The sequence below is a fragment of the Streptococcus sp. HMSC074B11 genome, from assembly GCF_001808705.1.
Taxonomy (GTDB): Bacteria; Bacillota; Bacilli; order Lactobacillales; family Streptococcaceae; genus Streptococcus.
Genome location: NZ_KV794309.1, coordinates 19,346 through 44,902 on the forward strand (window position 1 = coordinate 19,346; position 25,557 = coordinate 44,902).

Below are 25,557 nucleotides of genomic sequence, written 5' to 3' on the forward strand. Positions count from 1 at the left end.
TTAGGGAAAATCCCTGCCTCTTTTATTTGCTTGAAAAATAAGCTTGTGTACGAAGACGTTGGAGTAGTGGTCGGCTGATGAAGCTAATGGCTACAATTTTGGCAAGATCAGGTATGATAAAGGGAATAACACCGACAGCCAGTGCTTTATCAAAAGGCATTCCAGCTAAGAAGTGGAGACTGAGAATACCACCAACAAAAACAAGTGAATCTCCCAAGAGATTTGCAAAGAAAATACGTAGGACACCACTATTGGTGTGAATGAGATAGGAAGCAAGCCCTGCATAGACAAGGTCGAACCAAAGATAACCAGCGCTTGGTCCAACTAAAACATGAAATCCAGCTCCACCGTTAGCAAATACCGGAAGACCAATAGCTCCAAGTAAGAGATAGAGTCCGACAGAGAGAACAGCTTCCCTTGGTCTAAAAACAGTAGCGATGAGTCCAATAGCAAAGTTTTGCAGAGTGAAAGGAACTGGACCAATCGGCATACTAATTTGGGCCAATACTGCAATAAGAGCCGCTCCAATAGCAGGAATAGCGTAAATGTGTGCTTTTTTCAAAATAGTTAACCTCTTCTATAAATTATAGTAACTATTATACTAAATGAGATATGAATGTCAACCTATTTTAAAATAAAAGGTTACAAATTTGTAACGGCCGATTTAGAGTAAAAAAGAGACCAAGGGGTCTCTCTTTTCTTTTAACGCATGGTCACAAATTCTTCTGAGCCAGTTGGGTGGATAGCGACAGTAGCATCAAAGTCAGCTTTTGTAGCTCCCATCTTGATAGCAACTGCGAAACCTTGAATCATTTCGTCAACGCCATAGCCGATTCCATGAAGGCCAACTACTTTTTCGTCTGCACCAGCTGTTACGAGCTTGAAGCGAGCTTCTTGGCGGTGACTAGTAACGGCAGAATACATAGATGCAAATTTTGAAGTATAGACTTTAACGTTTTCTTGGCCGTACTCTTTGATAGCTTCTTCCTCAGTCAGACCGACTGTTCCGATTGCTGGGTGTGAGAAAACTACAGTCGGAATAGTCGTGTAGTCCATTTTAGCATTGGTTTTACCGTTGAAAAGTCTTTCGGATAGGGTACGACCAGCCTTTATAGCGACAGGAGTCAGTTCCTTTTCACCTGTGACATCTCCAAGAGCGTAGATACCTTCAACGATAGTATTTTGGTATTCATCAACCTGGATAAAGCCGCGTTCATTGAGGGTAACACCAGCTTTTTCGAGTTGAAGTCCTTCAACATTTGGACGGCGACCAGTTGCCCAGATAACTTGACTGGCAGTATGAGAGCTGCCATCTTCGAAATGAATGGTAATACCTTGTTCAGTTTCTTCAAGTTTAGCAGGAACCTTATGGGTGTGGAGGTTTAGTCCTGTATTTTCCATTTCTTGAACTAGACTCTCAACGATATAGCCATCAAATCCACGTAGCGGACGTTCACGACGGACAAATAAATCTGTCTTTACACCAAGTGTATGGAGTACACCAGCTAATTCTACAGCAATGTAACCAGCACCTAGAATAGCTACCGATTCAGGTAACTCTTCCCAGGCGAAGATATCATCTGAGCTACCACCTAGTTCAGCACCAGGAATAGCAGGGATATGAGGATGAGCTCCAGTCGCAATTACAATATGCTTAGCACGGATCAATTCGCCATTAACACTGACAGTATGAGCATCAACGAACTCAGCACGTCCTTCAATCAAATCAACCCCGTTGCGCTTGAAGCTTCCATCGTAAGACGAGCGAGCACGATCAATATAAGCTTCACGATTCTTACGAAGTGTTGCGTAATCAAATTCGTTGTCAGTGCTTGTGAAACCATAGTCAGGTCCATATTTGTGGATACTCTCTGCAATTTGGGCTCCATACCACATGATTTTTTTAGGGACACAGCCGAGATTGACACAAGTTCCCCCTAATTTCTTTTCCTCAATAACTGCGGCTTTAGCACCATGTTCGCCAGCACGATTCATGGTAGCAATACCCCCGCTACCTCCTCCGATGGCGATAATATCATATTTTCTCATTGAAAGCTCCTTTACTTGTTTTCTAGTCATATTCTATCTTTTTTTGAAAGTCAATGCAAAAATCTGCTACGCTTAAATTTCTTAAGAAAATGCTTGCAAAAATAAAAAAGAAGTTGTATTATATAACTAACACAACAATAAAAGATTTGGCAATTATTTTTGGATGGGCAGAAAGCAATTGTCCAATTTTATGACTTGTGCTATAATCTTAATATATGTTTATAAAAGAGGTATGGATATGAAAAAGAAGTCAAAAGCTAAAAAATGGCCCCTATTTACAGCTATAGGAGTTACGTCAGTTCTTGTAGTAGGAGCAGCTGCTGTTCTTCTATTGAGACAACCAAATCAAGCTGCAACACAAGACGAAACTGCAAAAATCGTTCTTGCCAAAGAGGGATCAGTGGCTTCAACAGTTCTCTTATCTGGTACCGTAACAGCTCAAAATGAACAATATGTTTATTATGATGCTAGTAAAGGTGACTTGGATGAGGTTTCGGTCTCTGTCGGAGATAAGGTAAGTGAAGGCCAAGCTCTTGCTAAGTATAGTAGTACAGAAGCCCAGGCTGCCTATGATGCTGCCAGTCGTGCTGTGGCTAAGGCTGACCGTCATATCAATGAACTGAATGAGTCTCGAAATACCGCCGCAGCAACACCTAGCCTTCCACAAGCAGGTTTAGAAGGAGCAACTGGACAAGCACCAGCTCAGTCATCCGGTTCTGCCACAGCTGCTATTGATTCTCAAATCAGCGATGCTCGTGATGTGCGTGCAGATGCAGAAGCGCAACTCGAAAAAGCTCAAGCCCAGTTGAATTCTGCTACGGTATTGAGTACTGTAGAGGGAACAGTTGTCGAAGTCAATCGCAATGTTTCAAAATCTCCAACAGGAAATAGCCAAGTATTGGTACATATCGTTAGTAACGACAACTTGCAGGTCAAGGGAGAACTTTCTGAGTACAACCTTGCTAATCTATCTGTCGGCCAAGAGGTTACCTTTACTTCAAAGGTTTATCCAGATAAAACTTGGAATGGTAAGATTAGCTATATTTCAAATTATCCAAAGAACAGTAGTGAAGCAAGTAGTAGCTTAGCTGGTTCAAACACAGGTTCTAAATACCCATATACGGTCGATGTAACTAGTGAAATTGGTGATCTGAAACAAGGTTTTACTGTCAGTGTCGAAGTGAAAAGCATGAGTAAAGCATTGCTTGTTCCTATTACAAGTATCGTCATGGAAGAAGATAAAAACTATGTTTGGATTCTTGATGAAAATCAAAAGGCCAAAAAAGTTGAAGTTGGATTGGGCAATGCAGATGCAGAAAACCAAGAAATCACATCTGGTCTGACAGATGGAGCAAAAGTCATCAGTAATCCGACAGCTTCCTTGCAAGAAGGAAAAGAGGTGAAGACTGATGAAGCAACTAATTAGCCTCAAAAATATCTGCCGTAGTTATCGAAATGGTGATCAAGAGCTTCAAGTTCTCAAAGACATTAACCTTGAAGTTCACGAGGGAGAATTCGTGGCTATCATGGGACCATCTGGTTCTGGTAAGTCCACCCTCATGAATACCATCGGTATGTTGGATACCCCTACAAGTGGTCAGTATTTTCTAGATGGAAAAGAAGTAGCTGGTTTGGGTGAAAAACAATTAGCCAAGGTGCGAAATCAAGAGATTGGCTTTGTCTTTCAGCAATTCTTTCTCTTGTCCAAAATGAATGCTCTCCAGAATGTCGAACTTCCCTTGATTTATGCGGGAGTTTCAGCTTCAAAACGTCGCAAATTAGCAGAAGAGTATCTGGAAAAGGTTGAACTGACTGAGCGTAGCCATCACTTGCCATCGGAGTTGTCTGGGGGGCAGAAACAAAGGGTTGCCATTGCACGAGCTCTTGTCAACAATCCATCTATTATCTTGGCTGATGAGCCAACTGGAGCTCTGGATACCAAAACGGGTAATCAGATCATGCAACTCTTAGTTGAATTGAACAAAGAAGGAAAAACCATCATTATGGTAACGCATGAGCCTGAAATTGCCGCCTATGCCAAGCGTCAGATTGTCATCCGTGACGGTATCATTTCGTCTGACAGTGCTCAAGTAGAAAAGGAGGAAAACTAAGATGCAGAATCTGAAATTTGCCTTTTCATCCATTTTGGCCCACAAGATGCGTTCCTTCCTGACCATGATTGGGATTATCATCGGTGTTTCCTCAGTTGTCGTGATCATGGCCTTGGGTGACTCTATGTCTCGTCAGGTCAATAAAAACATGACCAAGTCTCAAAAAGACATCCATGTCTTTTTCTCACCTACCAAGAGTAAGGACGGTTCCTTTACACAAAGACAATCTGCACTGACCTTGTCTGGCGGTCAAGAAGATTTTGTTGAACCACCAAAACCTCAAGAATCTTGGGTTAAAGAAGCTGCCAAACTAAAAGGTGTGGACAGCTACTATGTAACCAACTCAGCCAATGTGACCTTGACTTATAAGGATAAAAAGGTCGAACACGCTAACATGACGGGTGGGAATGTCACCTATATGGATGCGGTCGAAAATGAAATTATTGCAGGTCGTGGACTTAAAGCACAAGATTATAAAGATTTTGCAAGTGTGATCATTTTAGATGAAGAGCTTGCCAATAGCCTTTTTGGTTCTGCAAAAGAAGCCCTCAACCAAATTGTTGAAGTAAATGAAATCAGTTACCGTGTTATTGGTGTTTACGCAAGTAAGGAAGCCAAGGCAGCCAAAGCATTTGGTGTTGGAGGACTACCAATCACTACCAATATTTCCTTGGCAGCTAATTTTAACACAGACGAGATTTCAAATATTGTCTTCCGTGTTAACGATACGAGCTTGACTCAGACTTTGGGTCCAGAGTTGGCAAGAAGAATGACAGAGATTGCAGGTCTTCAACAAGGGGAATATCAAGTTGCAGATGCGTCTGCTGCCTTCCAAGAAGTTCAACAACTCTTTGGCTTCATAACAACGATTATTAGTGCTATTGCAGGGATTTCCCTCTTTGTTGGTGGTACTGGTGTTATGAACATTATGCTTGTTTCTGTGACAGAGCGTACCCGTGAGATTGGTTTACGGAAAGCACTAGGAGCAACTCGGGGTAATATCCTAGTTCAGTTTTTGATTGAATCCATGATTTTAACCTTATTAGGTGGATTCGTTGGTCTACTGCTTGCTGCAGGGGTGACTATGCTTGCAGGGGTTCTTCTTCAAAACTTGATTGCAGGAATCGAAGTTGGTGTATCCATCCCAATCGCTCTCTTTAGTTTAGCTGTCTCAGCTAGTATCGGTATGATATTCGGTGTTCTACCAGCCAACAAAGCCTCTAAGCTTGATCCAATCGAAGCTCTTCGCTATGAATAATTTAAAAGATAAAAAAACGAGATAGACATTTGTCTGTCTTGTTTTTGTATGGATTTCTCTATCGAAAATCACTAAAAATGTGGTATAATGAAGTGTTAGAAAAACAGGTTTCATTAGCCTGGAAAGGAAATATTATGTCTGAAAAGAATTTTTATATTACAACACCGATTTACTATCCATCTGGTAAACTTCATATCGGTTCTGCCTACACAACTATCGCATGTGATGTCCTAGCACGTTACAAACGCCTGATGGGCTACGATGTCTTTTATCTGACTGGTCTTGATGAGCATGGTCAAAAGATTCAACAAAAAGCAGAAGAAGCTGGCATCACGCCTCAAGCCTATGTTGACGGAATGGCAGTTGGAGTTAAAGAACTCTGGAAATTGCTTGATATCTCATACGATAAATTCATCCGTACCACAGATGATTACCATGAAAAAGTAGTAGCACAAGTTTTTGAACGCTTGCTAGCTCAAGATGACATCTACTTAGGTGAATACTCTGGCTGGTACTCAGTATCCGATGAGGAATTCTTTACAGAAAGCCAACTTGCGGAAGTTTTCCGTGATGAAGATGGAAATGTGACGGGTGGTATCGCTCCATCAGGTCACGAGGTTGAATGGGTTTCAGAAGAGTCTTATTTCCTTCGCCTCAGCAAATACCAAGATCGCTTGGTCGAATTTTTCAAATCACATCCTGACTTCATCACTCCAGATGGTCGCCTTAATGAAATGTTGCGTAACTTCATTGAGCCAGGTTTGGAAGACTTAGCAGTATCTCGTACAACCTTTACCTGGGGTGTACCAGTCCCATCAAATCCGAAACACGTCGTCTACGTTTGGATCGATGCACTTCTTAACTATGCGACAGCTCTTGGTTATGGTCAAGATGAACATGGTAACTTTGATAAGTTCTGGAATGGAACAGTCTTCCATATGGTTGGGAAAGACATCCTTCGTTTCCACTCCATCTACTGGCCAATCCTTCTTATGATGTTGGATGTTAAATTGCCTGACCGTTTGATTGCCCACGGTTGGTTTGTCATGAAAGACGGCAAGATGTCTAAGTCTAAAGGGAATGTCGTTTATCCTGAAATGTTGGTAGAGCGCTATGGTCTCGATCCACTTCGTTACTACCTCATGCGTAGCCTTCCAGTTGGTTCAGATGGCACCTTCACTCCAGAGGACTATGTAGGTCGTATCAACTATGAATTGGCAAACGACCTTGGAAACCTCCTCAACCGTACGGTTTCAATGATTAACAAGTACTTTGATGGTCAAATCCCTGCCTATGTAGAAGGTGTAACAGACTTTGACAATGAACTTGCTCAAGTGGCAGAACAATCAATTGCTGACTACAATACCTACATGGAAGCAGTTGACTATCCACGTGCACTTGAAGCAGTCTGGACTCTTATCTCACGTACTAATAAATACATCGATGAGACAGCTCCATGGGTACTGGCTAAGGATGAAGCTCACCGTGACCAATTGGCAAGTGTGATGAGTCACTTGGCAGCTAGCCTTCGTGTCGTAGCTCACTTGATTGAGCCATTTATGATGGAAACCAGTCGTGCAGTCTTGACACAACTTGGTCTAGCAGAAGTTTCTAGCCTTGAGAACTTGAGCTTGGCTGATTTCCCTGCAGGTGTATCCGTAGTTGCCAAAGGAACACCAATCTTCCCACGTCTCGATATGGAAGAAGAAATCGCTTATATCAAGGAACAAATGGAAGGCAACAAGCCAGCAGTCGAAAAAGAATGGAATCCAGATGAAGTCGAACTCAAACTAAACAAGGAAGAAATCAAGTTTGAAGACTTTGACAAGGTTGAAATTCGTGTTGCTGAAGTAAAAGAAGTTTCTAAAGTAGAAGGTTCTGATAAGTTGCTTCAATTCCGCTTGGATGCTGGAGATGGTGAAGACCGTCAAATCCTTTCTGGTATTGCAAAATACTATCAAAACGAACAAGAATTGGTCGGTAAGAAAGTACAAATCGTTGCCAACCTCAAACCACGTAAAATGATGAAAAAATATGTCAGCCAAGGGATGATTCTCTCAGCTGAACATGATGGAAAATTAACCCTTCTAACAGTTGATCAAGCTGTACCAAACGGAAGTGTGATTGGCTAAGATTTAAAAAGAACCAGTTTAAACTGGTTCTTTTCTTTTGTAAGGTATCAGTTGATAAAAGTGGCATTCTACTTTATAATGAAGAAAAACGGAGGAAATTGCCATGAAATATATTCCATTTGGTCAAGAGAAAAGAGAATTGTCCGAAATCGTTCTAGGCATGATGCGAATCAGTGACAAGTCGGTTAAAGAGGTTGAGGAGTTGGTTGAAACAGCCCTATCTGTAGGAATCAATGCCTTTGACTTGGCAGATATCTACGGTGGAGGTCGTTGCGAAGAATTACTGGGTCAAGTGTTAAAGCATCGTCCTGACCTGCGAGAAAAGATGTGGATCCAGTCCAAGTGTGGCATTCGCATAGAAGAATTTACCTATTTTGATTTTTCAAAAGATTATATTTTAGAATCAGTAGACGGGATTCTAAAAAGATTGCAGGTTGATTATCTAGATAGCTTGCTTCTCCATCGTCCAGATGCTTTGATGGAAGCTGATCAAGTGGCCCAAGCCTTTGAAATTCTACACAAATCAGGTAAAGTTCGAGACTTCGGTGTGTCCAATCAAAATCCTATGATGATGGAATTACTGAAGAAAGAGGTCAAACAACCTTTATCTATCAATCAATTACAACTAAGCGCAGCTTTCACGCCAGGATTTGAATCAGGTTTCCATGTCAATATGGAAGGTGACAAGGCAGCTTTGCGTGATGGTAGCGTCTTTGAATACTGCAAATTAAATGACATGGTTATTCAGGCCTGGTCAGTCTTGCAGTTCGGATATTTCAAAGGGAATTTTGTCGGCAATGAGAAGTTTCAACAACTAAACCAAGTCCTAAATCGATTAGCCTTAAAATACGGTGTGAGCCCTTCAGCTATTGCTATCGCTTGGGTGTTACGCTATCCAGCTAAGATGCAGGCAGTAGTAGGAACAACTAACCCTAAACATTTGATAGAAGCAAGCCAAGCAAGTAATGTCAACCTAACTCGAAAAGAATGGTATGAGATTTACCTAGCAGCAGGGAATGATTTGCCATAGGAAAAAATGCATTTTAAGAAATCACAGTCAAAAAGCCGTTGAAAAACGGTTTTTTGTTATAATGAAATTAAGATTTATAGATAACAAAGGAAAAAAACATGACATTTGAAGAAATCTTGCCTGGACTGAAGGCAAAAAAGAAATATGTGCGTACGGGTTGGGGCGGAGCAGAGAACTATGTCCAGCTTTTCGATACCATAGAGCAAAATGGAGTGGCTCTAGAAGTGACGCCTTATTTTCTCATTAACGTATCTGGTGAAGGCGAAGGCTTTTCCATGTGGAGTCCAACTCCTTGTGATGTCCTAGCGACGGATTGGGTGGAAGTCCATGACTAAACGTGTCCTTGTTACAGGGGTTAGCTCAGGGATTGGTTTGGCTCAAGCTCGTCTATTTTTAGAAAAAGGTTATCAGGTTTATGGTGTGGATCAAGGAGAAAATCCAGTCTTAGATGGTGATTTCCACTTTTTACAACGTGATTTAACCCTTGACTTGGAACCAATTTTTGACTGGTGCCCGCAGGTTGATATTCTCTGCAATACGGCTGGAGTTTTGGATGATTACAAACCTTTACTAGAACAATCTGCCCAGGAAATCCAAGAGATTTTTGAAATCAACTATGTGACTCCAGTAGAGTTGACCCGCTATTATTTAACGCAAATGCTGGAGAATAAAAAAGGAATCATTATCAATATGTGTTCCATTGCCTCAAGTCTAGCAGGCGGGGGTGGTCACGCCTATACCTCGTCTAAACACGCCTTGGCAGGATTTACCAAGCAGTTGGCACTAGACTATGCTGAAGCTGGGATTCAGGTCTTTGGCATCGCTCCTGGTGCAGTTAAGACGGGTATGACCGCAGCTGACTTTGAGCCAGGTGGATTGGCAGATTGGGTTGCTAGTGAAACACCTATCAAACGCTGGATTGAGCCAGAAGAAGTGGCTGAAGTCAGTCTCTTTTTGGCCAGTGGGAAGGCATCTGCCATGCAAGGGCAAATTATGACAATTGACGGTGGATGGTCTTTGAAGTAGCATAGTTGGTATTCTGTGAATATCTGGAGGTAAGCTATGAAAAGAGATGAGTTTGGATTTGTTTTGCCCAATCTCTACTATCAGTTTTTAACGGACTGGAAAGAGATTGACCCCTATGAAATTGGAGATACAGGTATCTGTTTGTATGCCAAGGAGGATCTAGAGGAGCGTAATGAGACTTATCAGATTGAGGAAGTAGAGCCAGATTATTTTATGATTGGACAGGAAGGAGATTTGGCCTACTTTATCAAGAAAAATGCTGATGATTGCATTTATGAAAATGACTTGGGCGCTTTAGGATCCTTAGAAATGCAAAAAGTAGCTACAAACGTCTATGACTTTATTGATAAGGTATTGGAAGAAGAATTGTAAAAAAGGAAGAAATTAATCATGTTTAGAGTACTAGATGCAGATTCACCGATTTCAAAAGAAGATTTTTTACAATTTGAGGAGATTCTTGGGAAGAAATTACCGGAAGCCATGAAGGATTTTTACCTTAAGTACAACGGTGGTCAACCCCAAGTAAGGGGTGTCCACGATGAACATCATCTCTTTCCATTCAATTCCTTTGATTCACTTGATGAGATGAGGAAGGCTCTTACATGGTTTGACGATGAGGCGGTGCCTGCAGGATTTAAGGCAACAGACCTTCTTCATTTCGCCTATGATCCTGGTTCTGGCAACTATGCTCTTTCGCTAAGGGCAGAGGATTATGGCAAGATTTACTTCTATGTTCTAGAAGAAAAAGCTGAGTTGTATGGGCAATGGCCATCTTTTGAGAATTTTTTGAATTCCTTTGTTGAAGAGTGAGACTAAAAAGGAGAAGGGATGCGGAAATACCAAGAACTTTCACTAGAGCAGATAATCGAGCAGGTGCGCGTGAACGAGTATTCTTCAGATGATTTTTGCCTCTATGGCAAGGAGGATGGAGAACTGGCACTAGATAGGCTCTATTGGGTGTCAGATTATCCGGATGTCGTGGAAGACCGTGATATTTACCCTGCTGATGTAGTGGAGCAAGATCTCCAGCTAGTCTACTATGGAGAGCAATTGATTGATGTTCTTTCGGTTGCACTTGAAGAAAAACCAGAGGCTAGTCCCCAAGACTTGGTCGAGGCTTTAAATTATTATCAGCAGCATGATAGTTTTATGCCCTTTGAACCCTAGTTACAAAGCTAGAATGTTGCAGTTCCATTGACAATAAAAAAAGGAGTTAAGAAATGATAGATTACGAAAACATAAATGAAAAAATTGCCCCTTTTAGCCTGCTTGTATATGATGAGGATCCTAAAAATGTTCGAGGGTCGCTCATTTATTACCCTGATGGAGAATACAGACAGGAAGTGTTTGACACTCGAGAAGACGAAGGGTTCGAAGGAAATGGCTACGATTGGGCATCGCTAGCTTTGGTATTTTTGGAGGAAAAAATGCCTGAATTAAGCGATGCTATTGACTTTGATCCTGAAGGAAGTATGTTTTGTGCCTATTCTTCCAAGGTGGACGCCTTGGCTAAATTCGCTTTAGGATTTAAAGAATTTTGTGATGATATCGAATCTATGAAAGACTTGTTCAGTAGAGCAGAGTTGGATTAGTTGACTAAAATCTCTTTAAATTATTTTAAAAAAGAATAGAAAGGATTTCAGATGAAGCTATCAGAAGTAGTTGAGCTAGTGGAAAATCATCCAGACCTACATCCCTATTTAGATAAAATATTAAAAAAGAATAAGAAGACCCAAGTTAGTTATCTCGAATCACTGAATCATCTGGCCTATTTACTTTATCTGGATGGTCAAGAGGAAATGGCTAAGGAATTATTAGATCGTATCATACAAGTTCCATTTGAAGGGAATTATAACACTTGGACCTTTGTTGATAGCTCTCTGGGTTTATTGGCCTATCTGGAAAGAGAAAAAGAAAATCAGGTATTCGTCTATAAAAAACTCCTTTTATCTCCATTAGAACAAGGGGAGAAATCAACTCAAAAAATAAGAAGGAGAGTTCATCAGAGATTTTTGAATGGTGATAGCTTGGAGCAAAAGCTCGCAAAAATCAAGCAAGCTTCAAGTCCTGAATCAGAAATGGAACGTCGTCTGCTATACCTGACTGATTTATTAAAAATTCACCTCTTTATTGCTGATTCAACTTGTGAAGAGACAGATATTCAGACAAAAATCGAAGAGAATATGGAGATACTAAAGAAGTATATCAAGGAGCATGAAATCTATAGCCTCTTTCCTTTTAAGGGATAAGGTAAGTTATTGATCTTGGATTGTTAGAAAGAGTGGAAAATGGAAATCAAAAATCACTTTGGTGTATACGGAATCTGTCTTCAAGACGGGAAATTGCTTTGCATTGAGAAAACGAGAGGGCCTTATCAGCATCGTTTTGATTTACCTGGTGGTAGTCAGGAACTCGGTGAGGGGTTGACAGAAACCCTCAAGAGAGAAGTTCTGGAAGAGACAGGATATACACTTAACAGTTACTCAAATCCTAGGGTTTATGACGTACTGGTTCAAGAAGAGGGGAAAGATTTCGCTGTACATCATATCATGGCATTTTATGATATTGTACTTGATTTAGAACGTTCTCAAAAATCCCTTCCTCAGGAGGTTCTTGATGGAAGCAATGATTCAGCAAAGGCAATTTGGCTTCCTCTTGAGCAGATTACCGAAGAAAATGCCTCTCCCTTAGTATTAAAGGCTAAGGCAGAGTTACGAGGATTTCCAGAATTGGACAAGACCTCTTACATGAATTGGAAGGTGAAAGATGAGAAACCAACTGGCTCTTAGTGGAGAACAAATTGTTGAAAAGGTTTATCCTCAACTATTTCACCATATCGGTATGATTCGTGGCGAATACTTGTTGAGAGAGCTCAATCAAAACATCCTGTTAGCAAGTTGTCAGCAATTTGTAAAAGATTATCTAGACACTATTTGCCATTTATACTCAGATGAAGAAGTCTGGTATCGCTTTTCAGAGTTAACAAATGCAGAAGCAAATAGTCTAGACGGGACTAAAGAGTATTTTGACGAACGCCACCCCTTATTTGGATATAGAGGAACTAGGCGTTTACTGGCGTGTTTGGATGAATTTCAGGCTGAGGCACATGTCGTTACAGAAGTTTATCAAACCAATACCAATCTGTCTCTTATTTTTCCTTTTGTCAATGACGCTGAACAGTTAAAACAAGCTATTAGAGTATTGCGCCAGCATGGTTTTACCGGGAAAGTCGGCACGATGGTTGAATTACCGTCAGCGTATTTTGACTTGGATAGAATACTGGAAATTGGCATTTCAAAGATTGTAGTGGGAATGAATGATTTGACTTCTTTTGTTTTTGCAACTGTGAGAAATAGTCAATGGCATGATATGGAAAGTCCCATTATGTTAGAAATGCTGAGACAGATGCAGGATAAAGCAAGGATGAAAAAGATAGATTTCGCTGTAGCAGGTTATCTGAATCCTTCTTTCATACAAAAAATGAATCAGATGGGGATTGAGTGCATTATCCATTACAGTTCTATTCCGGAGATTTTTAATTTAGAGATTGACCATCCAGATCATCTCAAACGTGTAAAAGAAGAAAGTAAAAAAATACAAAGGAGCAACCTATGACACCTCAAGAAATGTGGAATGTCTACAAGAAAATCAATCCCTTGATCGGAGATGAAATCGACGCTTGGGCTTTTGGAGTAGAAGCCGATCTCTTGGCAGGCTTGGTTTTAAAAGGTGAAAAGACGGCAACCGCCTCAGCTTACGACCTTTACGCAGTAGAGGATGAACCTCTTCCACGAGAAGGGACCTTTGATGTCATTTTGGACAGTCAAAATCGGGCTATCTGCATTATCGAAATTACAAAGGTTTCCGTTCAGCCTTTTCATCAAGTGTCAGCTGATCATGCCTTCAAAGAAGGGGAAGGTGACAAATCTCTCGCCTATTGGCGTCAGGTTCATGAAGACTTTTTCAAAGACTGGTTAGGAGAAGCAGGTCTGACTTTTACACCTGACAGCAAGGTTGTTTTGGAAGAATTTCGCAAGGTCTACCCTTTGTAGACTATTAGAAGGAAGAAAGTTATGGAAATCACTGTCCAAAGCTTTTTTCTGACTTAAAATATGATAAAATAGGTATGTTTGAACTAGAGCATTTGCTCAGAAATATAGAATAGGAGAAAATGATGCAAGCAGTAGAACATTATATCGATACATTTGTTCCTGAACATTATGATTTGTTTTTAGACTTGAGTCGTGAGACTAAGACGTTTTCAGGAAAAGTAACCATTACTGGTCAAGCTAAAAGTGACCGTATTTCCCTCCACCAAAAAGACTTGGAAATCGCTTCAGTTGAAGTTGCAGGTCAAGATCGTCCATTTACAGTTGATAATGAAAACGAAGCTCTTCATATCGAATTGGCTGAGGCTGGTCAAGTTGAATTGGTTCTTGCCTTTTCTGGTAAAATCACAGATAACATGACAGGGATTTATCCTTCATACTACACAGTTGATGGTGTCAAGAAGGAAGTCTTGTCAACACAATTCGAGAGCCACTTTGCTCGTGAAGCCTTCCCATGTGTGGATGAGCCAGAAGCCAAAGCAACCTTTGACCTAGCTCTTCGATTTGACCAAGCGGAAGGCGAACTTGCCTTGTCTAACATGCCAGAGATTGACGTTGAAAACCGCAAGGAAACTGGTATCTGGAAATTTGAAACAACTCCACGTATGTCTTCGTACTTGCTGGCTTTCGTTGCTGGTGATTTGCAAGGGGTAACTGCTAAAACTAAAAACGGTACGCTGGTAGGTGTCTACTCAACAAAGGCACATCCACTTTCAAACCTTGATTTCTCACTAGATATCGCTGTTCGCTCAATCGAGTTTTACGAAGACTACTATGGGGTTAAATACCCAATTCCTCAATCTCTCCACATCGCCCTTCCTGACTTCTCAGCAGGTGCTATGGAAAACTGGGGTCTGGTAACTTATCGTGAAGTTTACTTGGTTGTGGATGAAAACTCAACCTTTGCCAGCCGTCAACAAGTTGCTCTAGTCATTGCCCATGAGCTTGCTCACCAATGGTTCGGTAACCTAGTAACTATGAAATGGTGGGATGACCTCTGGCTCAATGAAAGTTTCGCTAACATGATGGAATATGTCTGTGTGGATGCCATCGAACCAAGCTGGAATATTTTTGAGGACTTCCAAACAGGTGGAGTACCTCTTGCTCTTGAACGCGATGCGACGGATGGTGTTCAATCTGTTCACGTTGAAGTCAAACACCCAGATGAAATCAATACGCTCTTTGATGGAGCTATCGTCTATGCCAAAGGTAGCCGCCTTATGCACATGCTTCGTCGTTGGCTAGGAGATGCTGATTTTGCTAAAGGATTGCACGCTTACTTTGAAAAGCATCAATACGGAAACACCATTGGTCGTGACCTTTGGGATGCCCTTGGTCAAGCATCAGGCCGTGATGTGGCAGCCTTCATGGATTCTTGGTTGGAGCAACCTGGTTATCCAGTCCTTACTGCTACAGTTGAAAATGATGTGTTGAAGATTTCACAAAAACAATTCTTTATCGGTGAGCACGAAGACAAGAACCGTCTTTGGGTAGTGCCCCTTAACAGTAATTGGAAAGGAGTACCAGATACTCTCGAAACTGAAAGTATCGAAATCCCTGGCTATGCAGCACTTCTTGCTGAAAACAAGACAGCCCTTCGTCTTAACACTGAAAATACAGCCCACTACATTACTGACTATCAAGGTCAATTACTTGATGCTGTGCTTGCAGACCTAGTAGAACTTGATAACACAAGTAAACTTCAAATCGTCCAAGAACGTCGTTTACTTGCTGAAGCAGGGCACATTTCGTACGCAGACTTGCTTCCAGTAGTGGATCAATTGGCTAAAGAAGAATCTTATCTTGTTGTTTCAGCAGTTTCACAAGTTATCGGAGCGCTTGATCGCTTTATCGATGAAGGAACTGAGACAGAAAAAGCCTTTAAAACCCTTATTGCTAAACTGGCTCGTTATAACTATGACCGTCTTGGCTTTGAAGCTAAAGAGGGTGAATCTGATGAAGATGAATTGGTTCGTCAATTGACAATTTCCATGATGATTCGTTCAAATGACGAGGAAGCCAGTCAAGTTGCTAGCCAAATTTTCGCAGCCCACAAGGATAATCTTTCAGGACTTCCAGCAGCTATTCGTTCACAAGTTCTCATCAATGAAATGAAACACCATGAGACTAAGGAATTGGTCGCAACTTATCTCGATCTTTATACTCATGCGACAGATGCCGCCTTTAAACGCCAATTGGCAGCTGCTCTTGCCTACAGTACAGATGCGGATAATATCCAAACCTTGATTGCTTCTTGGAAGGACAAATTTGTGGTAAAACCACAAGACTTATCAGCTTGGTACTTCCAGTTCTTAGGTCATCAAGCAACCCAGGAAACAGCGTGGTCTTGGGCGCGTGAAAACTGGGCTTGGATTAAGGCGGCCCTTGGAGGAGATATGAGCTTTGATAGCTTTGTTATCCTTCCTGCCCATGTATTCAAGACAGAGCAACGCTTGGCGGAATACAAGGAATTCTTTGAGCCACAACTTTCTGACCTAGCTCTTAGCCGTAACATCGGTATGGGAATCAAGGAAATTGCAGCTCGCGTTGAATTGATTAAGTGTGAAAAAGCAGCAGTTGAAGCAGTTGTTGCTCAATATGGAAATGCTTAAAATTCAAAGGTTATAAAAGCTATAAAAACTCAACTTTCTCTTGGAAAAACAAGGGAAGTTGAGTTTTTTTTAAGATATTTTTGCTATAATAGGTATAATAAGGAGGAATTTTTGATGATCAAAATTCTATTAGTGGAAGATGACCTAGGCCTATCAAATTCAGTCTTTGATTTTTTGGATGATTTTGCGGATGTCATGCAGGTTTTTGATGGCGAAGAAGGTCTTTATGAGGCCGAAAGTGGTGTTTATGACTTGATTTTATTGGACTTGATGTTACCTGAGAAAAATGGGTTCCAAGTTTTAAAAGAATTGCGTGAAAAAGGGATTTCGACTCCTGTTCTGATCATGACAGCCAAGGAAAGTCTTGATGATAAGGGACATGGATTTGAGCTTGGGGCAGATGATTATCTAACAAAACCATTTTATCTAGAAGAGCTCAAGATGCGTATCCAAGCACTGCTCAAACGTTCTGGTAAGTTCAATGAAAATACCCTTTCCTATGGTGATTTGACTGTCAATCTCTCTACTAATGAGGTTAAAGTCAATGAGACTGCTGTTGAATTATTGGGTAAAGAATTTGATATCTTGGTTTATTTCCTCCAAAATCAAAATGTAATCTTACCCAAAACCCAGATTTTTGACCGTTTGTGGGGATTTGACAGTGACACAACCATCTCCGTGGTAGAAGTCTATGTATCAAAAGTTCGTAAGAAATTAAAGGGCTCAGTCTTTGCTGAAAACCTCCAGACCTTGCGTAGTGTTGGGTATATTTTAAAACATGTTTAAAAAAATTAAAAAGAATTGGTATGCGGAGGATTTTAGTTATTTTATCCGTAATTTTGGAGTATTTACTCTGATTTTCTCTGCTATGACCTTGATTATCTTGCAGGTTATGCACTCCAGTCTCTACACATCGGTGGATGAAAAACTCTTATCACTGAGCAAAAATCCTCAGGACGTTATTCAATTGGCGGTCAATCGTGCAACTGAGGACGTTAAGGATTTAGGTAGTGCCAATGTTGCTCCAGCTTCTGATAAAAAACCAACGGTTAGTTCCAATACGGAAGTGATATTGCTAGATTCAAATTTGAATCAATTAGTGACTGGCAACCGCTTTTTAGGTCTTGATAAGATTACTTTTAATAAAAAGGATTTGAATCATATTCGACAACTTCATGTTCAGAATAGTTATGGTCAGGACGAGATTTACCGAGTGATTCTATCTGAAATAAATATCGATTCTGTCTCGACCAATATTAAGTATGCAGCGGTTTTGATAAATACCAGTCAGATAGAGCAAATTAGTCAAAATCATGAGCAATTAATCGTGGTAGTCATGGCTAGCTTCTGGATTTTATCCATTATTGCCAGCCTTTATCTTGCGCGTGTCAGTGTTAAACCTTTACTTGAAAGCATGCAAAAGCAACAGAGTTTTGTGGAAAATGCCAGTCATGAGCTACGAACTCCATTAGCTGTTCTGCAAAATCGTCTAGAAACTCTTTTCAGAAAACCTGAGGCAACTATTATGGAGTCAAGTGAGAGTATTGCTTCCAGTCTAGAAGAAGTTCGGAATATGCGCTTTTTAACGACTAATCTTCTTAATTTAGCTCGTCGTGATGACGGCATTAAACCGGAATTAGGAGAGGTAGAGCCAGACTTCTTTAACACAACTTTTACCAACTATGAAATGATTGCGTCTGAAAATAACCGTGCTTTTCATTTTGAAAATCGCATCCATCGGACCATCATAACAGATAAGCTTCTTCTTAAACAACTGATGACTATCTTGTTTGACAATGCTGTCAAGTACACAGAAGAAGAAGGAGAAATTCATTTTGTAATCGCTGCGACAGAGCGTACCCTCTATTTGTCAGTGGCTGATGATGGAATCGGTATTTCTTCAGTAGATAAAAAGAAAATTTTTGATCGTTTTTACAGGGTTGATAAGGCTCGTACTCGGCAAAAAGGTGGTTTTGGGTTAGGCTTATCCTTAGCCAAACAGATTGTCGATGCTCTTAAAGGAACCATCAGTGTCAAAGATAACAAACCTCATGGTACTATTTTTGAAGTAAAAATTGCCATTCAAACACCATCCAAGCGTAAAAATAAATAAGAAAAGGCTGTGACTTAGAAAGCGGTAGACCAAGTATCGCTTTTCTAGTCGCAGCTCTTTAGCTATCGTAGAAAAAATAGGTAGGGACAAAAATCCCGACCTTTTGAATCTAATATAATTTCTTCTTAATTATCGAACGTTGAATGTTTGATGCTGCTAAACTCAAGGCAATTGCTAGGCTAAAAGCCAGAACTGTATTGAACTTGAGGGCTAAAAAGATAAAGCTAAACAAGGCTAAAAAGACGCAAAAACAAGCAATGTTTACAAAGAAAAGGACTTCCTTCAAACTAGCAACGGAAGTGGTTTCTGGAACATAGTCTTGGTATAGCGTTGTTTGAGTTTCCTCTTCTTCAAACTCATACGATTGATATTTTCTTACGGGCATGATTCTCTCCTTAACAGTACTCTTTCATTTTACCATTTTTCAAGAAAAAAATTATTACAGTAAGGTTACAAAAATAATAAGTAAATTTATCATTTTAGGGAATAGCTGATTCTTCAGAAATGTGGTATAATTTTTCTTATGGAAAAGATTATTATTACAGCAACTGCTGAAAGCATTGAACAAGTAAAAGAATTACTAGAAGCGGGAGTTGACCGCATCTATGTCGGTGAGAAAGATTTTGGACTTCGTTTGCCAAAGACTTTTTCTTATGATGAACTGAGAACCATCGCTGGTCTGGTTCATGATGCAGGTAAGGAACTGATTGTAGCGGCTAATGCCCTCATGCACCAAGATATGATGGATCGTATCAAACCCTTTCTTGATTTCTTGGAAGAAATTAAAACAGACTACATTACTGTTGGGGATGCGGGTGTCTTTTATGTTGTCAATCGTGATGGTTATTCTTTTAAAACTATCTATGATGCCTCAACGATGGTAACTAGCAGCCGTCAGATCAATTTCTGGGGGCAAAAGGCTGGCGCTTCTGAGGCAGTATTGGCTCGTGAAATTCCATCAGCTGAACTCTTTAAAATGCCTGAAATTTTGGAAATTCCTGCTGAAGTTTTGGTCTATGGAGCAAGTGTTATCCACCACTCTAAGCGTCCACTCTTGCAGAATTACTATAATTTTACTCAGATTGATGATGAAAAAACACGTCAACGCGACCTCTTCTTAGCAGAGCCTAGTGATCCAGATAGTCACTACTCAATTTTTGAAGATAATCATGGAACTCACATTTTTGCCAATAACGACCTTGATTTGATGACCAAATTGCCAGAGTTGGTAGAGCATGGTTTCACTCATTGGAAACTAGAAGGACTTTATACTCCAGGTCAAGATTTTGTTGAGATTGCAAAGCTCTTCATCCAAGCACGTAGCTTGATTCAAGAGGGAAGCTTTACGCATGACCAAGCCTTCTTGTTGGATGAGGAAGTCCGTAAACTTCATCCCAAAAATCGTTTCCTTGACACAGGATTTTATGACTACGATCCTGACATGGTTAAATAAGAATCAGAAACCCGAAATAAAATGTTCGGGTTTTTCTAGTGCAAGGATGAATTTAAAGCGTATTCATGTTATAATAGAAGTAACTTTTTGTTTGGAGGTGTTTAAGTGGAAAATCTGAAAAAAATAGCAGGCATCAAGGCTGCTGAGTTCGTAACCGATGGAATGGTTGTAGGACTTGGAACAGGCTCGACTGCCTATTATTTCGTAGAGGAGATTGGTCGTAGAATCAAGGAGGAAGGACTTCAAATTACAGCCGTAACGACTTCAAGTGTAACGACAAAACAGGCAAAAGGATTGAATATACCGCTTAAGTCTATTGATGATGTGGATGAAGTTGATGTGACTGTTGATGGAGCTGATGAGGTGGATCGTCAGTTTAATGGTATCAAAGGAGGCGGTGGCGCACTTCTAATGGAAAAAGTAGTTGCGACACCAACTAAACAGTATATCTGGGTGGTAGATGAGAGCAAGATGGTTGAGAAACTGGGCGCTTTCAAACTACCTGTCGAAGTTGTCCAATACGGAGCAGAACAGGTTTTCCGTCGTTTTGAAAAAGCTGGTTATAAGCCAAGTTTTCGTGAAAAAAATGGCCAACGCTTTGTGACGGATATGAAAAATTTCATCATTGACCTTGATTTAGGTGTTATTGAAGATCCGATCGCTTTTGGTCGTCAATTGGATCTTCAGGTTGGTGTTGTTGAGCACGGTTTATTTAATCAAATGGTTGATAAAGTGATCGTTGCAGGACAAGCTGGCGTTCAGGTTTTAACTTCAACAAAAGGGAAATAAAGGAGGCAAATGATGTCAAAATTTAAACGTATTCACTTGGTGGTACTCGATTCTGTAGGAATCGGTGCAGCACCAGATGCTAATAACTTTGTCAATGCAGGGGTTCCAGATGGAGCATCTGATACATTAGGACACATCTCTAAATCAGTTGGTTTGAATGTACCGAATATGGCTAAGATTGGTCTTGGGAACATCGAGCGTGAGACAGCACTAAAAACTGTTCCCGCAGAAGCAAATCCTAGTGGTTACTACACTAAACTTGAGGAAGTGTCATTAGGTAAAGACACCATGACAGGTCACTGGGAAATCATGGGCCTCAATATCACTGAACCTTTCGATACTTTCTGGAATGGATTCCCAGAAGAAATCCTTACAAAGATTGAAGAATTTTCAGGTCGTAAAGTAATCCGTGAAGCAAACAAACCTTACTCAGGAACTGCTGTTATCGATGATTTTGGACCACGTCAAATGGAAACAGGCGAGTTGATCATCTATACATCAGCTGACCCGGTTCTTCAAATAGCTGCTCACGAAGATATTATTCCTTTGGATGAACTTTACCGTATCTGTGAGTACGCTCGTTCGATTACATTGGAACGTCCATCTCTTCTAGGTCGTATCATTGCACGTCCTTATGTTGGGGAGCCTGGAAACTTCACACGTACTGCAAATCGTCGTGACTTGGCTGTATCACCATTTGCTCCAACAGTTTTGGACAAACTCAACGAAGCAGGTATTGATACTTACTCAGTAGGTAAGATTAGCGATATCTTTAATGGTGCTGGGGTGAACCATGATATGGGCCACAATAAGTCAAATAGCCATGGAATTGATACGCTTTTGACAACAATGGGACTTGCTGAGTTTGAAAAAGGATTTTCATTTACTAACTTGGTCGACTTTGATGCACTTTACGGTCACCGCCGTGATCCACATGGTTACCGCGACTGCTTGCACGAGTTTGATGAACGATTGCCAGAGCTTATCGCTGCTATGAGAGAAGATGATTTACTCATGATTACTGCTGATCATGGTAATGACCCTACTTATGCAGGTACAGACCATACTCGTGAATACATTCCACTTTTGGCCTACAGCCCATCACTAAAAGGAAATGGACACCTACCAATCGGTCATTTTGCTGATATTTCTGCGACAATCGCTGATAACTTTGGCGTAGATAAGGCTATGATTGGTGAAAGTTTCTTAGATAAATTGGTTTAAGATGACTCGCTTGGCATTACTGGTTAGAGGGATCAATGTCGGTGGAAAACATAAGGTGGTCATGGCCCAGATTCGGCAAGAATTGACAGAGTTGGGATTAGAAACTGTTGAAACCTACATCAATAGTGGCAATATTTTCTTTGACACAAGTATCTCGAAGACTCAACTAGTGGAGATCTTACAGGCTTTCTTTGACAAGCATTATCCATTTATCCAACATTTTTCCTTGTTAAGTCAAGAAGATTATGAAGAGGAGCTTAGAACTCTTCCGGAATGGTGGTTACAAGAAATGGCTCGAAAGGATGTTCTCTTTTATACTGAGGGACTGGATACCAAGCAAGTCATTGAGAAAGTCGAAAGTATGGAACTGGTAGATGAAGTGCTTCATTTCGGGAAACTGGGAATCTTCTGGGGCAAATTCTCAGAAGAAACCTATAGCAAAACAGCCTATCACAAGTACCTGCTAAAGATGCCTTTTTATCGTAATATTACGATTCGAAATGCAAAAACCTTTGACAAAATCGGTCAATTTTTAAAAGATTATGAAGGAGACAGACAATGACATTATTAGCAAAAATCAATGAAACAGCTGCTTTCTTAAAAGAAAAGGGAGTAGAAGCACCAGAGTTTGGCTTGATTCTTGGATCAGGACTGGGAGAACTTGCTGAAGAAATTGAAAATCCAGTTGTGGTAGACTATGCTGAGATTCCAAACTGGGGACGTTCGACTGTTGTTGGACACGCTGGAAAATTGGTGTACGGTGAACTTGCAGGACGTAAAGTCTTGGCCCTTCAAGGACGTTTCCATTTCTATGAAGGAAATCCGCTGGAAGTTGTTACTTTCCCAGTTCGTGTTATGAAAGTTTTGGGCTGTGAAGGTGTGATTGTTACCAATGCTGCTGGTGGTATCGGCTTTGGTCCTGGTACTTTGATGGCTATCACTGACCACATCAATATGACAGGCCAAAACCCTCTAATCGGTGAAAACTTAGATGACTTCGGTCCACGTTTCCCAGACATGTCAAAAGCCTACACTCCAGAATACCGTGCTACAGCTCATGCAGTTGCTGAAAAGCTTGGTGTTAAACTTGATGACGGTGTTTATATCGGTGTAACTGGTCCAACTTATGAAACTCCAGCTGAAATCCGTGCTTATAAGACACTTGGTGCAGACGCTGTCGGAATGTCAACCGTTCCTGAAGTTATCGTTGCAGTACACTCTGGCTTGAAGGTTCTTGGTATTTCATGTATTACCAACTTTGCGGCTGGTTTCCAAGAGGAACTTAACCACGAAGAAGTAGTAGAAGTTACCGAACGTGTCAAAGGAGACTTTAAAGGATTGCTTAAAGCTATTCTTGCAGAATTGTAAGACTATGAGAGTACGACTCCAAAGTATGCCCTATGGACTGAGAGTGCTTCTAGCCACTTTATCATTAGGAATAGGGACGGGTCTGGTCGGAATTGCCTGTCATTATCTACTAGAAGGGGTGCAAGGGCTGGCTTTTGGCCAAGATGAGTCGGATTTAATCCAGCAATTTCAAGAAGCTGGAGGTCTCCGTAGATTTTTGGTCTTATGTGTGACTGGGTGCTTGGCAGCTGGTTTTTGGTATGTCTTGCAAAAGCGTTATAAGATTCTGTCTATTCGCCAGCAAATTGACTTAGCTGGAGACAGGGAACCAGCGCTCTTAGTCCACCTCTTTCATGCAGGGATGCAGGTTGCGATTGTCGGAGCAGGTGCATCGGTCGGAAAAGAAGGAGCACCACGTGAGGTCGGGGCTCTTCTAGCTGGTCGCTTGGCGAAAGGTTTTTCTCTAGCCCTCAAAGAGCGAAAAGTCTTGGTCGCATGTGGTGCTGGAGCTGGTTTAGCTGCGGTCTATCAAGTTCCCTTTGCCAGTAGCTTGTTTGTCTTTGAGACCTTAGGGTTGGCCTATCACTGGAAAAATGTCTTACTGGTTTTGTCCAGTACTTATCTAGCGGCCTGGGTCGCTCAGTCCATCATTGGTCAGGAGGCTATTTATCACCTGTCCGCAGTCTCATGGTCGGCTAGCAGTTTCTTTCAGGCTATTGTGATTGCTTTCTTGGTTACTCCCTTGGCTCTGGTCTTTGCTTTCCTCGCCAAGCGGGCTAGTCACAAACGGCGGAAGGATGGGACGATTCTTTGGGCTCTTCCTCTAGCCTTTCTAGTGCTGGGGAGCCTAGTAGCCTTTTTCCCTATCTTTATGGGGAATGGCCAGGTACTAGCGCAAGCCCTCTTGTCTAGCCAGTCAATTCCTTATCTTCCACTGGCTCTTGCAGTGAAGGGGATTCTGGTTTATCTCCTCTTGCGCAATGGTGCTTATGGGGGAACTTTAACACCATCATTTGCCTTAGGTATTGGCTCTGGCTATCTAGTGACCTTGCTTTTGACAGCAGTTGGGATTCATCTAGATCCTGCTCTAGGGATGTTACTAGGAGCGACCGTCTTTTTGGGGGCGACCTTAAAAGCTCCTCTGACAGCCATTGCCCTGAGCCTTGGATTTACAGGCCAAACTTGAAGTTTGACAATTCCGCTTGTACTTGCGGCTGGTCTGTCTTACGTGATTCGAAAGAGATGGGAGAAGAAACGATGAAGGTACATTTTGTACTGCATGAAACCTTTGAAGTGCCGGGCGCTTATCTAAAATGGGCGCAGGAGCGTGGCCATCAAGTGACCACGACCAAAGTCTATGAGAATGAAGCATTACCAGAGACAGTGGATGAGATCGACTTTTTGATCGTAATGGGAGGACCTCAATCGCCAGATGAAGATCGGGAAACTTTTCCATACTACGATCCTCAGGCAGAGATTGAGCTGATTCAAAAGGCTATGAAGGCAGATCGTTATATTGTTGGTGTCTGTCTTGGTGCTCAACTCTTGTCTGTTGCTTATGGCGCAGAGTATGAACATAGTCCAGAACGTGAGATTGGTGTTTTTCCAATAACGCTAACTGAAGCTGGATTAAAAGACAATCATGTCAAAGTTTTTGGACCAACTCTAATTACTGGTCACTGGCATGGCGATATGCCAGGATTGACAGAGGATGCTATCGTCCTTGCGACCAGTCAAGGTTGTCCACGTCAGATTATTCGCTTCAGTCCTAAACATTATGCCTTCCAAGCTCATTTGGAATTTGATCCAGAAACAGTAGAGCTCTTAATTGCTGCGGATGGCGAAGAAGTTTTGGAAGAACAAAGCAAAAAATTGACTTATGTTCAAAAGCCTGAAGCTATTCGTAACTATGCTTATCGAGAAATGAATGCAAAACTCTTTGCATTTTTGGATTCATTAACAAATTAAAAATAATAGAAAGGTAGAGCATGTGTTCAGATTTGAACACGAGCGGAAAACTTTTCTAATTACTCAATTAAAAAAGAAAGGATGGGTTAACCGTATTAGTTGAACTGAATACGGGAGGAGAACTGTGTAAAAAAGATAAAATGTCTAGCATTTACAATGCGTCGCCAGTTTCCTATTTTTACTTTGTTCTCTGTCGCCTGTCTTGTATATCAAAAAGAAAGGTAGAGCGTGTGTTCAGATTTGAACACGAGCGGAAAGCTCGGAAAATAGATAATCTGACTGTGAAATCAGGATTTCTCGTCAGATTCCTAATTTTCAGTCGCTTTCTGGTCGCTC

Annotated in this window: 27 protein-coding genes and 1 pseudogene; 25 read left to right on the forward strand and 3 right to left on the reverse strand. The window is 41.1% G+C overall.

What is annotated here, in order from left to right; all coding sequences use genetic code 11:
- Positions 1 to 22: 22 nt before the first annotated feature.
- Entirely contained in the window at positions 23 to 562 is a 540-nt protein-coding gene (locus HMPREF2619_RS09450; RefSeq protein ID WP_004253081.1) for a biotin transporter BioY, read from the reverse strand.
- A gap of 140 nt (positions 563 to 702) precedes the next feature.
- Positions 703 to 2,049 carry a glutathione-disulfide reductase gene (gor, locus tag HMPREF2619_RS09455; protein ID WP_004253083.1) on the reverse strand — a complete coding sequence of 449 codons (1,347 nt, stop codon included), beginning with the start codon at positions 2,047 to 2,049 and terminating at the stop codon, positions 703 to 705.
- Positions 2,050 to 2,287: 238 nt separating this feature from the next.
- On the opposite strand from gor, the gene HMPREF2619_RS09460 reads away from it, so the two are divergent.
- The 18 genes from HMPREF2619_RS09460 (at position 2,288) to HMPREF2619_RS09545 (ending at position 18,440) form a co-directional block, all read left to right on the forward strand.
- Positions 2,288 to 3,475: an efflux RND transporter periplasmic adaptor subunit gene (locus HMPREF2619_RS09460; protein ID WP_070460913.1), complete on the forward strand. Its 1,188-nt coding sequence runs from the start codon at positions 2,288 to 2,290 to the stop codon at positions 3,473 to 3,475.
- Positions 3,459 to 4,160, forward strand: a complete 702-nt coding sequence (locus HMPREF2619_RS09465) for an ABC transporter ATP-binding protein (protein ID WP_004253086.1) — start codon at positions 3,459 to 3,461, stop codon at positions 4,158 to 4,160. Before HMPREF2619_RS09460 ends, HMPREF2619_RS09465 begins: the two co-directional genes overlap by 17 nt.
- A gap of 1 nt (position 4,161) precedes the next feature.
- Positions 4,162 to 5,418, forward strand: a complete 1,257-nt coding sequence (locus HMPREF2619_RS09470; protein WP_004253087.1) for an ABC transporter permease — start codon at positions 4,162 to 4,164, stop codon at positions 5,416 to 5,418.
- 134 nt (positions 5,419 to 5,552) lie between these two features.
- A complete protein-coding gene (metG, locus tag HMPREF2619_RS09475; protein WP_004253089.1) occupies positions 5,553 to 7,550 on the forward strand; it encodes a methionine--tRNA ligase in 1,998 nt (665 codons plus the stop codon).
- 103 nt (positions 7,551 to 7,653) lie between these two features.
- Positions 7,654 to 8,580 carry an aldo/keto reductase gene (locus HMPREF2619_RS09480; protein ID WP_004253092.1) on the forward strand — a complete coding sequence of 309 codons (927 nt, stop codon included), beginning with the start codon at positions 7,654 to 7,656 and terminating at the stop codon, positions 8,578 to 8,580.
- Positions 8,581 to 8,678: 98 nt separating this feature from the next.
- On the forward strand, positions 8,679 to 8,915 hold the full coding sequence (locus HMPREF2619_RS09485; protein ID WP_000141913.1) for a DUF2829 domain-containing protein: 237 nt from the start codon (positions 8,679 to 8,681) through the stop codon (positions 8,913 to 8,915).
- On the forward strand, positions 8,908 to 9,606 hold the full coding sequence (locus HMPREF2619_RS09490; protein WP_070460914.1) for a 3-oxoacyl-ACP reductase: 699 nt from the start codon (positions 8,908 to 8,910) through the stop codon (positions 9,604 to 9,606). The genes HMPREF2619_RS09485 and HMPREF2619_RS09490 overlap by 8 nt, the downstream gene beginning before the upstream one ends.
- 36 nt (positions 9,607 to 9,642) lie before the next feature.
- Positions 9,643 to 9,978 carry a hypothetical protein gene (locus HMPREF2619_RS09495; RefSeq protein ID WP_070460915.1) on the forward strand — a complete coding sequence of 112 codons (336 nt, stop codon included), beginning with the start codon at positions 9,643 to 9,645 and terminating at the stop codon, positions 9,976 to 9,978.
- 18 nt (positions 9,979 to 9,996) lie between these two features.
- A complete protein-coding gene (locus HMPREF2619_RS09500; protein WP_070460917.1) occupies positions 9,997 to 10,416 on the forward strand; it encodes an SMI1/KNR4 family protein in 420 nt (139 codons plus the stop codon).
- Between the two features lie 18 nt (positions 10,417 to 10,434).
- Positions 10,435 to 10,773, forward strand: coding sequence for a DUF7716 domain-containing protein (locus tag HMPREF2619_RS09505; RefSeq protein ID WP_070460918.1), 339 nt, complete (start codon positions 10,435 to 10,437; stop codon positions 10,771 to 10,773).
- 53 nt (positions 10,774 to 10,826) lie between these two features.
- Positions 10,827 to 11,198, forward strand: a complete 372-nt coding sequence (locus HMPREF2619_RS09510) for an Imm51 family immunity protein (protein ID WP_070460919.1) — start codon at positions 10,827 to 10,829, stop codon at positions 11,196 to 11,198.
- A gap of 51 nt (positions 11,199 to 11,249) precedes the next feature.
- Positions 11,250 to 11,855 (forward strand): DUF6707 family protein, encoded by a 606-nt coding sequence (locus HMPREF2619_RS09515; protein ID WP_061862928.1) that lies wholly within the window; start codon positions 11,250 to 11,252, stop codon positions 11,853 to 11,855.
- 39 nt (positions 11,856 to 11,894) lie between these two features.
- The gene (locus tag HMPREF2619_RS09520; RefSeq protein WP_070460921.1) at positions 11,895 to 12,395 is read left to right on the forward strand and encodes an NUDIX hydrolase; all 501 of its coding nucleotides are present in this window, start codon (positions 11,895 to 11,897) and stop codon (positions 12,393 to 12,395) included.
- Positions 12,373 to 13,221, forward strand: a complete 849-nt coding sequence (locus HMPREF2619_RS09525; protein ID WP_070460922.1) for a putative PEP-binding protein — start codon at positions 12,373 to 12,375, stop codon at positions 13,219 to 13,221. Before HMPREF2619_RS09520 ends, HMPREF2619_RS09525 begins: the two co-directional genes overlap by 23 nt.
- Positions 13,218 to 13,658: an ASCH domain-containing protein gene (locus HMPREF2619_RS09530; protein ID WP_070460924.1), complete on the forward strand. Its 441-nt coding sequence runs from the start codon at positions 13,218 to 13,220 to the stop codon at positions 13,656 to 13,658. The genes HMPREF2619_RS09525 and HMPREF2619_RS09530 overlap by 4 nt, the downstream gene beginning before the upstream one ends.
- Before the next feature lie 122 nt (positions 13,659 to 13,780).
- Positions 13,781 to 16,327 (forward strand): M1 family metallopeptidase, encoded by a 2,547-nt coding sequence (locus HMPREF2619_RS09535; RefSeq protein WP_070460926.1) that lies wholly within the window; start codon positions 13,781 to 13,783, stop codon positions 16,325 to 16,327.
- Positions 16,328 to 16,441: 114 nt separating this feature from the next.
- Positions 16,442 to 17,113 carry a response regulator transcription factor gene (locus HMPREF2619_RS09540; protein WP_070460929.1) on the forward strand — a complete coding sequence of 224 codons (672 nt, stop codon included), beginning with the start codon at positions 16,442 to 16,444 and terminating at the stop codon, positions 17,111 to 17,113.
- Positions 17,106 to 18,440, forward strand: coding sequence for a sensor histidine kinase (locus HMPREF2619_RS09545; protein ID WP_070460930.1), 1,335 nt, complete (start codon positions 17,106 to 17,108; stop codon positions 18,438 to 18,440). The genes HMPREF2619_RS09540 and HMPREF2619_RS09545 overlap by 8 nt, the downstream gene beginning before the upstream one ends.
- A gap of 109 nt (positions 18,441 to 18,549) precedes the next feature.
- Here HMPREF2619_RS09545 and HMPREF2619_RS09550 read toward each other — a convergent pair whose 3' ends face one another.
- Entirely contained in the window at positions 18,550 to 18,825 is a 276-nt protein-coding gene (locus HMPREF2619_RS09550; protein WP_070460932.1) for a DUF3270 family protein, read from the reverse strand.
- Between the two features lie 138 nt (positions 18,826 to 18,963).
- On the opposite strand from HMPREF2619_RS09550, the gene HMPREF2619_RS09555 reads away from it, so the two are divergent.
- From HMPREF2619_RS09555 to HMPREF2619_RS09585, 7 genes and pseudogenes are all read left to right on the forward strand, one after another.
- Positions 18,964 to 19,893 carry a peptidase U32 family protein gene (locus tag HMPREF2619_RS09555; protein WP_070460936.1) on the forward strand — a complete coding sequence of 310 codons (930 nt, stop codon included), beginning with the start codon at positions 18,964 to 18,966 and terminating at the stop codon, positions 19,891 to 19,893.
- 105 nt (positions 19,894 to 19,998) lie between these two features.
- Positions 19,999 to 20,682 carry a ribose-5-phosphate isomerase RpiA gene (gene rpiA / locus HMPREF2619_RS09560; RefSeq protein ID WP_070460938.1) on the forward strand — a complete coding sequence of 228 codons (684 nt, stop codon included), beginning with the start codon at positions 19,999 to 20,001 and terminating at the stop codon, positions 20,680 to 20,682.
- 12 nt (positions 20,683 to 20,694) lie between these two features.
- The gene (locus HMPREF2619_RS09565; protein WP_070460941.1) at positions 20,695 to 21,906 is read left to right on the forward strand and encodes a phosphopentomutase; all 1,212 of its coding nucleotides are present in this window, start codon (positions 20,695 to 20,697) and stop codon (positions 21,904 to 21,906) included.
- A 1-nt stretch (position 21,907) separates the two neighbouring features.
- On the forward strand, positions 21,908 to 22,468 hold the full coding sequence (locus HMPREF2619_RS09570; RefSeq protein ID WP_070460943.1) for a DUF1697 domain-containing protein: 561 nt from the start codon (positions 21,908 to 21,910) through the stop codon (positions 22,466 to 22,468).
- Positions 22,465 to 23,274, forward strand: a complete 810-nt coding sequence (locus tag HMPREF2619_RS09575; protein WP_070460944.1) for a purine-nucleoside phosphorylase — start codon at positions 22,465 to 22,467, stop codon at positions 23,272 to 23,274. Before HMPREF2619_RS09570 ends, HMPREF2619_RS09575 begins: the two co-directional genes overlap by 4 nt.
- A 4-nt stretch (positions 23,275 to 23,278) precedes the next feature.
- A pseudogene (locus HMPREF2619_RS09580) lies at positions 23,279 to 24,514 on the forward strand (chloride channel protein).
- Positions 24,511 to 25,221 (forward strand): type 1 glutamine amidotransferase, encoded by a 711-nt coding sequence (locus tag HMPREF2619_RS09585; protein WP_070460949.1) that lies wholly within the window; start codon positions 24,511 to 24,513, stop codon positions 25,219 to 25,221. The pseudogene HMPREF2619_RS09580 and the gene HMPREF2619_RS09585 overlap by 4 nt, the downstream one beginning before the upstream one ends.
- Positions 25,222 to 25,557: the final 336 nt, after the last annotated feature.

What these genes read in the sequence shown, in the direction of transcription:
- gor (WP_004253083.1), bottom strand. Translation starts at nt 2,049, where the DNA reads ATGAGAAAATATGATATTATCGCCATCGGAGGAGGTAGCGGGGGTATT.
- HMPREF2619_RS09460 (WP_070460913.1), top strand. Translation starts at nt 2,288, where the DNA reads ATGAAAAAGAAGTCAAAAGCTAAAAAATGGCCCCTATTTACAGCTATA.
- HMPREF2619_RS09465 (WP_004253086.1), top strand. Translation starts at nt 3,459, where the DNA reads ATGAAGCAACTAATTAGCCTCAAAAATATCTGCCGTAGTTATCGAAAT.
- HMPREF2619_RS09470 (WP_004253087.1), top strand. Translation starts at nt 4,162, where the DNA reads ATGCAGAATCTGAAATTTGCCTTTTCATCCATTTTGGCCCACAAGATG.
- metG (WP_004253089.1), top strand. Translation starts at nt 5,553, where the DNA reads ATGTCTGAAAAGAATTTTTATATTACAACACCGATTTACTATCCATCT.
- HMPREF2619_RS09480 (WP_004253092.1), top strand. Translation starts at nt 7,654, where the DNA reads ATGAAATATATTCCATTTGGTCAAGAGAAAAGAGAATTGTCCGAAATC.
- HMPREF2619_RS09485 (WP_000141913.1), top strand. Translation starts at nt 8,679, where the DNA reads ATGACATTTGAAGAAATCTTGCCTGGACTGAAGGCAAAAAAGAAATAT.
- HMPREF2619_RS09490 (WP_070460914.1), top strand. Translation starts at nt 8,908, where the DNA reads ATGACTAAACGTGTCCTTGTTACAGGGGTTAGCTCAGGGATTGGTTTG.
- HMPREF2619_RS09495 (WP_070460915.1), top strand. Translation starts at nt 9,643, where the DNA reads ATGAAAAGAGATGAGTTTGGATTTGTTTTGCCCAATCTCTACTATCAG.
- HMPREF2619_RS09500 (WP_070460917.1), top strand. Translation starts at nt 9,997, where the DNA reads ATGTTTAGAGTACTAGATGCAGATTCACCGATTTCAAAAGAAGATTTT.
- HMPREF2619_RS09505 (WP_070460918.1), top strand. Translation starts at nt 10,435, where the DNA reads ATGCGGAAATACCAAGAACTTTCACTAGAGCAGATAATCGAGCAGGTG.
- HMPREF2619_RS09510 (WP_070460919.1), top strand. Translation starts at nt 10,827, where the DNA reads ATGATAGATTACGAAAACATAAATGAAAAAATTGCCCCTTTTAGCCTG.
- HMPREF2619_RS09515 (WP_061862928.1), top strand. Translation starts at nt 11,250, where the DNA reads ATGAAGCTATCAGAAGTAGTTGAGCTAGTGGAAAATCATCCAGACCTA.
- HMPREF2619_RS09520 (WP_070460921.1), top strand. Translation starts at nt 11,895, where the DNA reads ATGGAAATCAAAAATCACTTTGGTGTATACGGAATCTGTCTTCAAGAC.
- HMPREF2619_RS09525 (WP_070460922.1), top strand. Translation starts at nt 12,373, where the DNA reads ATGAGAAACCAACTGGCTCTTAGTGGAGAACAAATTGTTGAAAAGGTT.
- HMPREF2619_RS09530 (WP_070460924.1), top strand. Translation starts at nt 13,218, where the DNA reads ATGACACCTCAAGAAATGTGGAATGTCTACAAGAAAATCAATCCCTTG.
- HMPREF2619_RS09535 (WP_070460926.1), top strand. Translation starts at nt 13,781, where the DNA reads ATGCAAGCAGTAGAACATTATATCGATACATTTGTTCCTGAACATTAT.
- HMPREF2619_RS09540 (WP_070460929.1), top strand. Translation starts at nt 16,442, where the DNA reads ATGATCAAAATTCTATTAGTGGAAGATGACCTAGGCCTATCAAATTCA.
- HMPREF2619_RS09545 (WP_070460930.1), top strand. Translation starts at nt 17,106, where the DNA reads ATGTTTAAAAAAATTAAAAAGAATTGGTATGCGGAGGATTTTAGTTAT.
- HMPREF2619_RS09550 (WP_070460932.1), bottom strand. Translation starts at nt 18,825, where the DNA reads ATGCCCGTAAGAAAATATCAATCGTATGAGTTTGAAGAAGAGGAAACT.
- HMPREF2619_RS09555 (WP_070460936.1), top strand. Translation starts at nt 18,964, where the DNA reads ATGGAAAAGATTATTATTACAGCAACTGCTGAAAGCATTGAACAAGTA.
- HMPREF2619_RS09565 (WP_070460941.1), top strand. Translation starts at nt 20,695, where the DNA reads ATGTCAAAATTTAAACGTATTCACTTGGTGGTACTCGATTCTGTAGGA.
- HMPREF2619_RS09570 (WP_070460943.1), top strand. Translation starts at nt 21,908, where the DNA reads ATGACTCGCTTGGCATTACTGGTTAGAGGGATCAATGTCGGTGGAAAA.
- HMPREF2619_RS09575 (WP_070460944.1), top strand. Translation starts at nt 22,465, where the DNA reads ATGACATTATTAGCAAAAATCAATGAAACAGCTGCTTTCTTAAAAGAA.
- HMPREF2619_RS09585 (WP_070460949.1), top strand. Translation starts at nt 24,511, where the DNA reads ATGAAGGTACATTTTGTACTGCATGAAACCTTTGAAGTGCCGGGCGCT.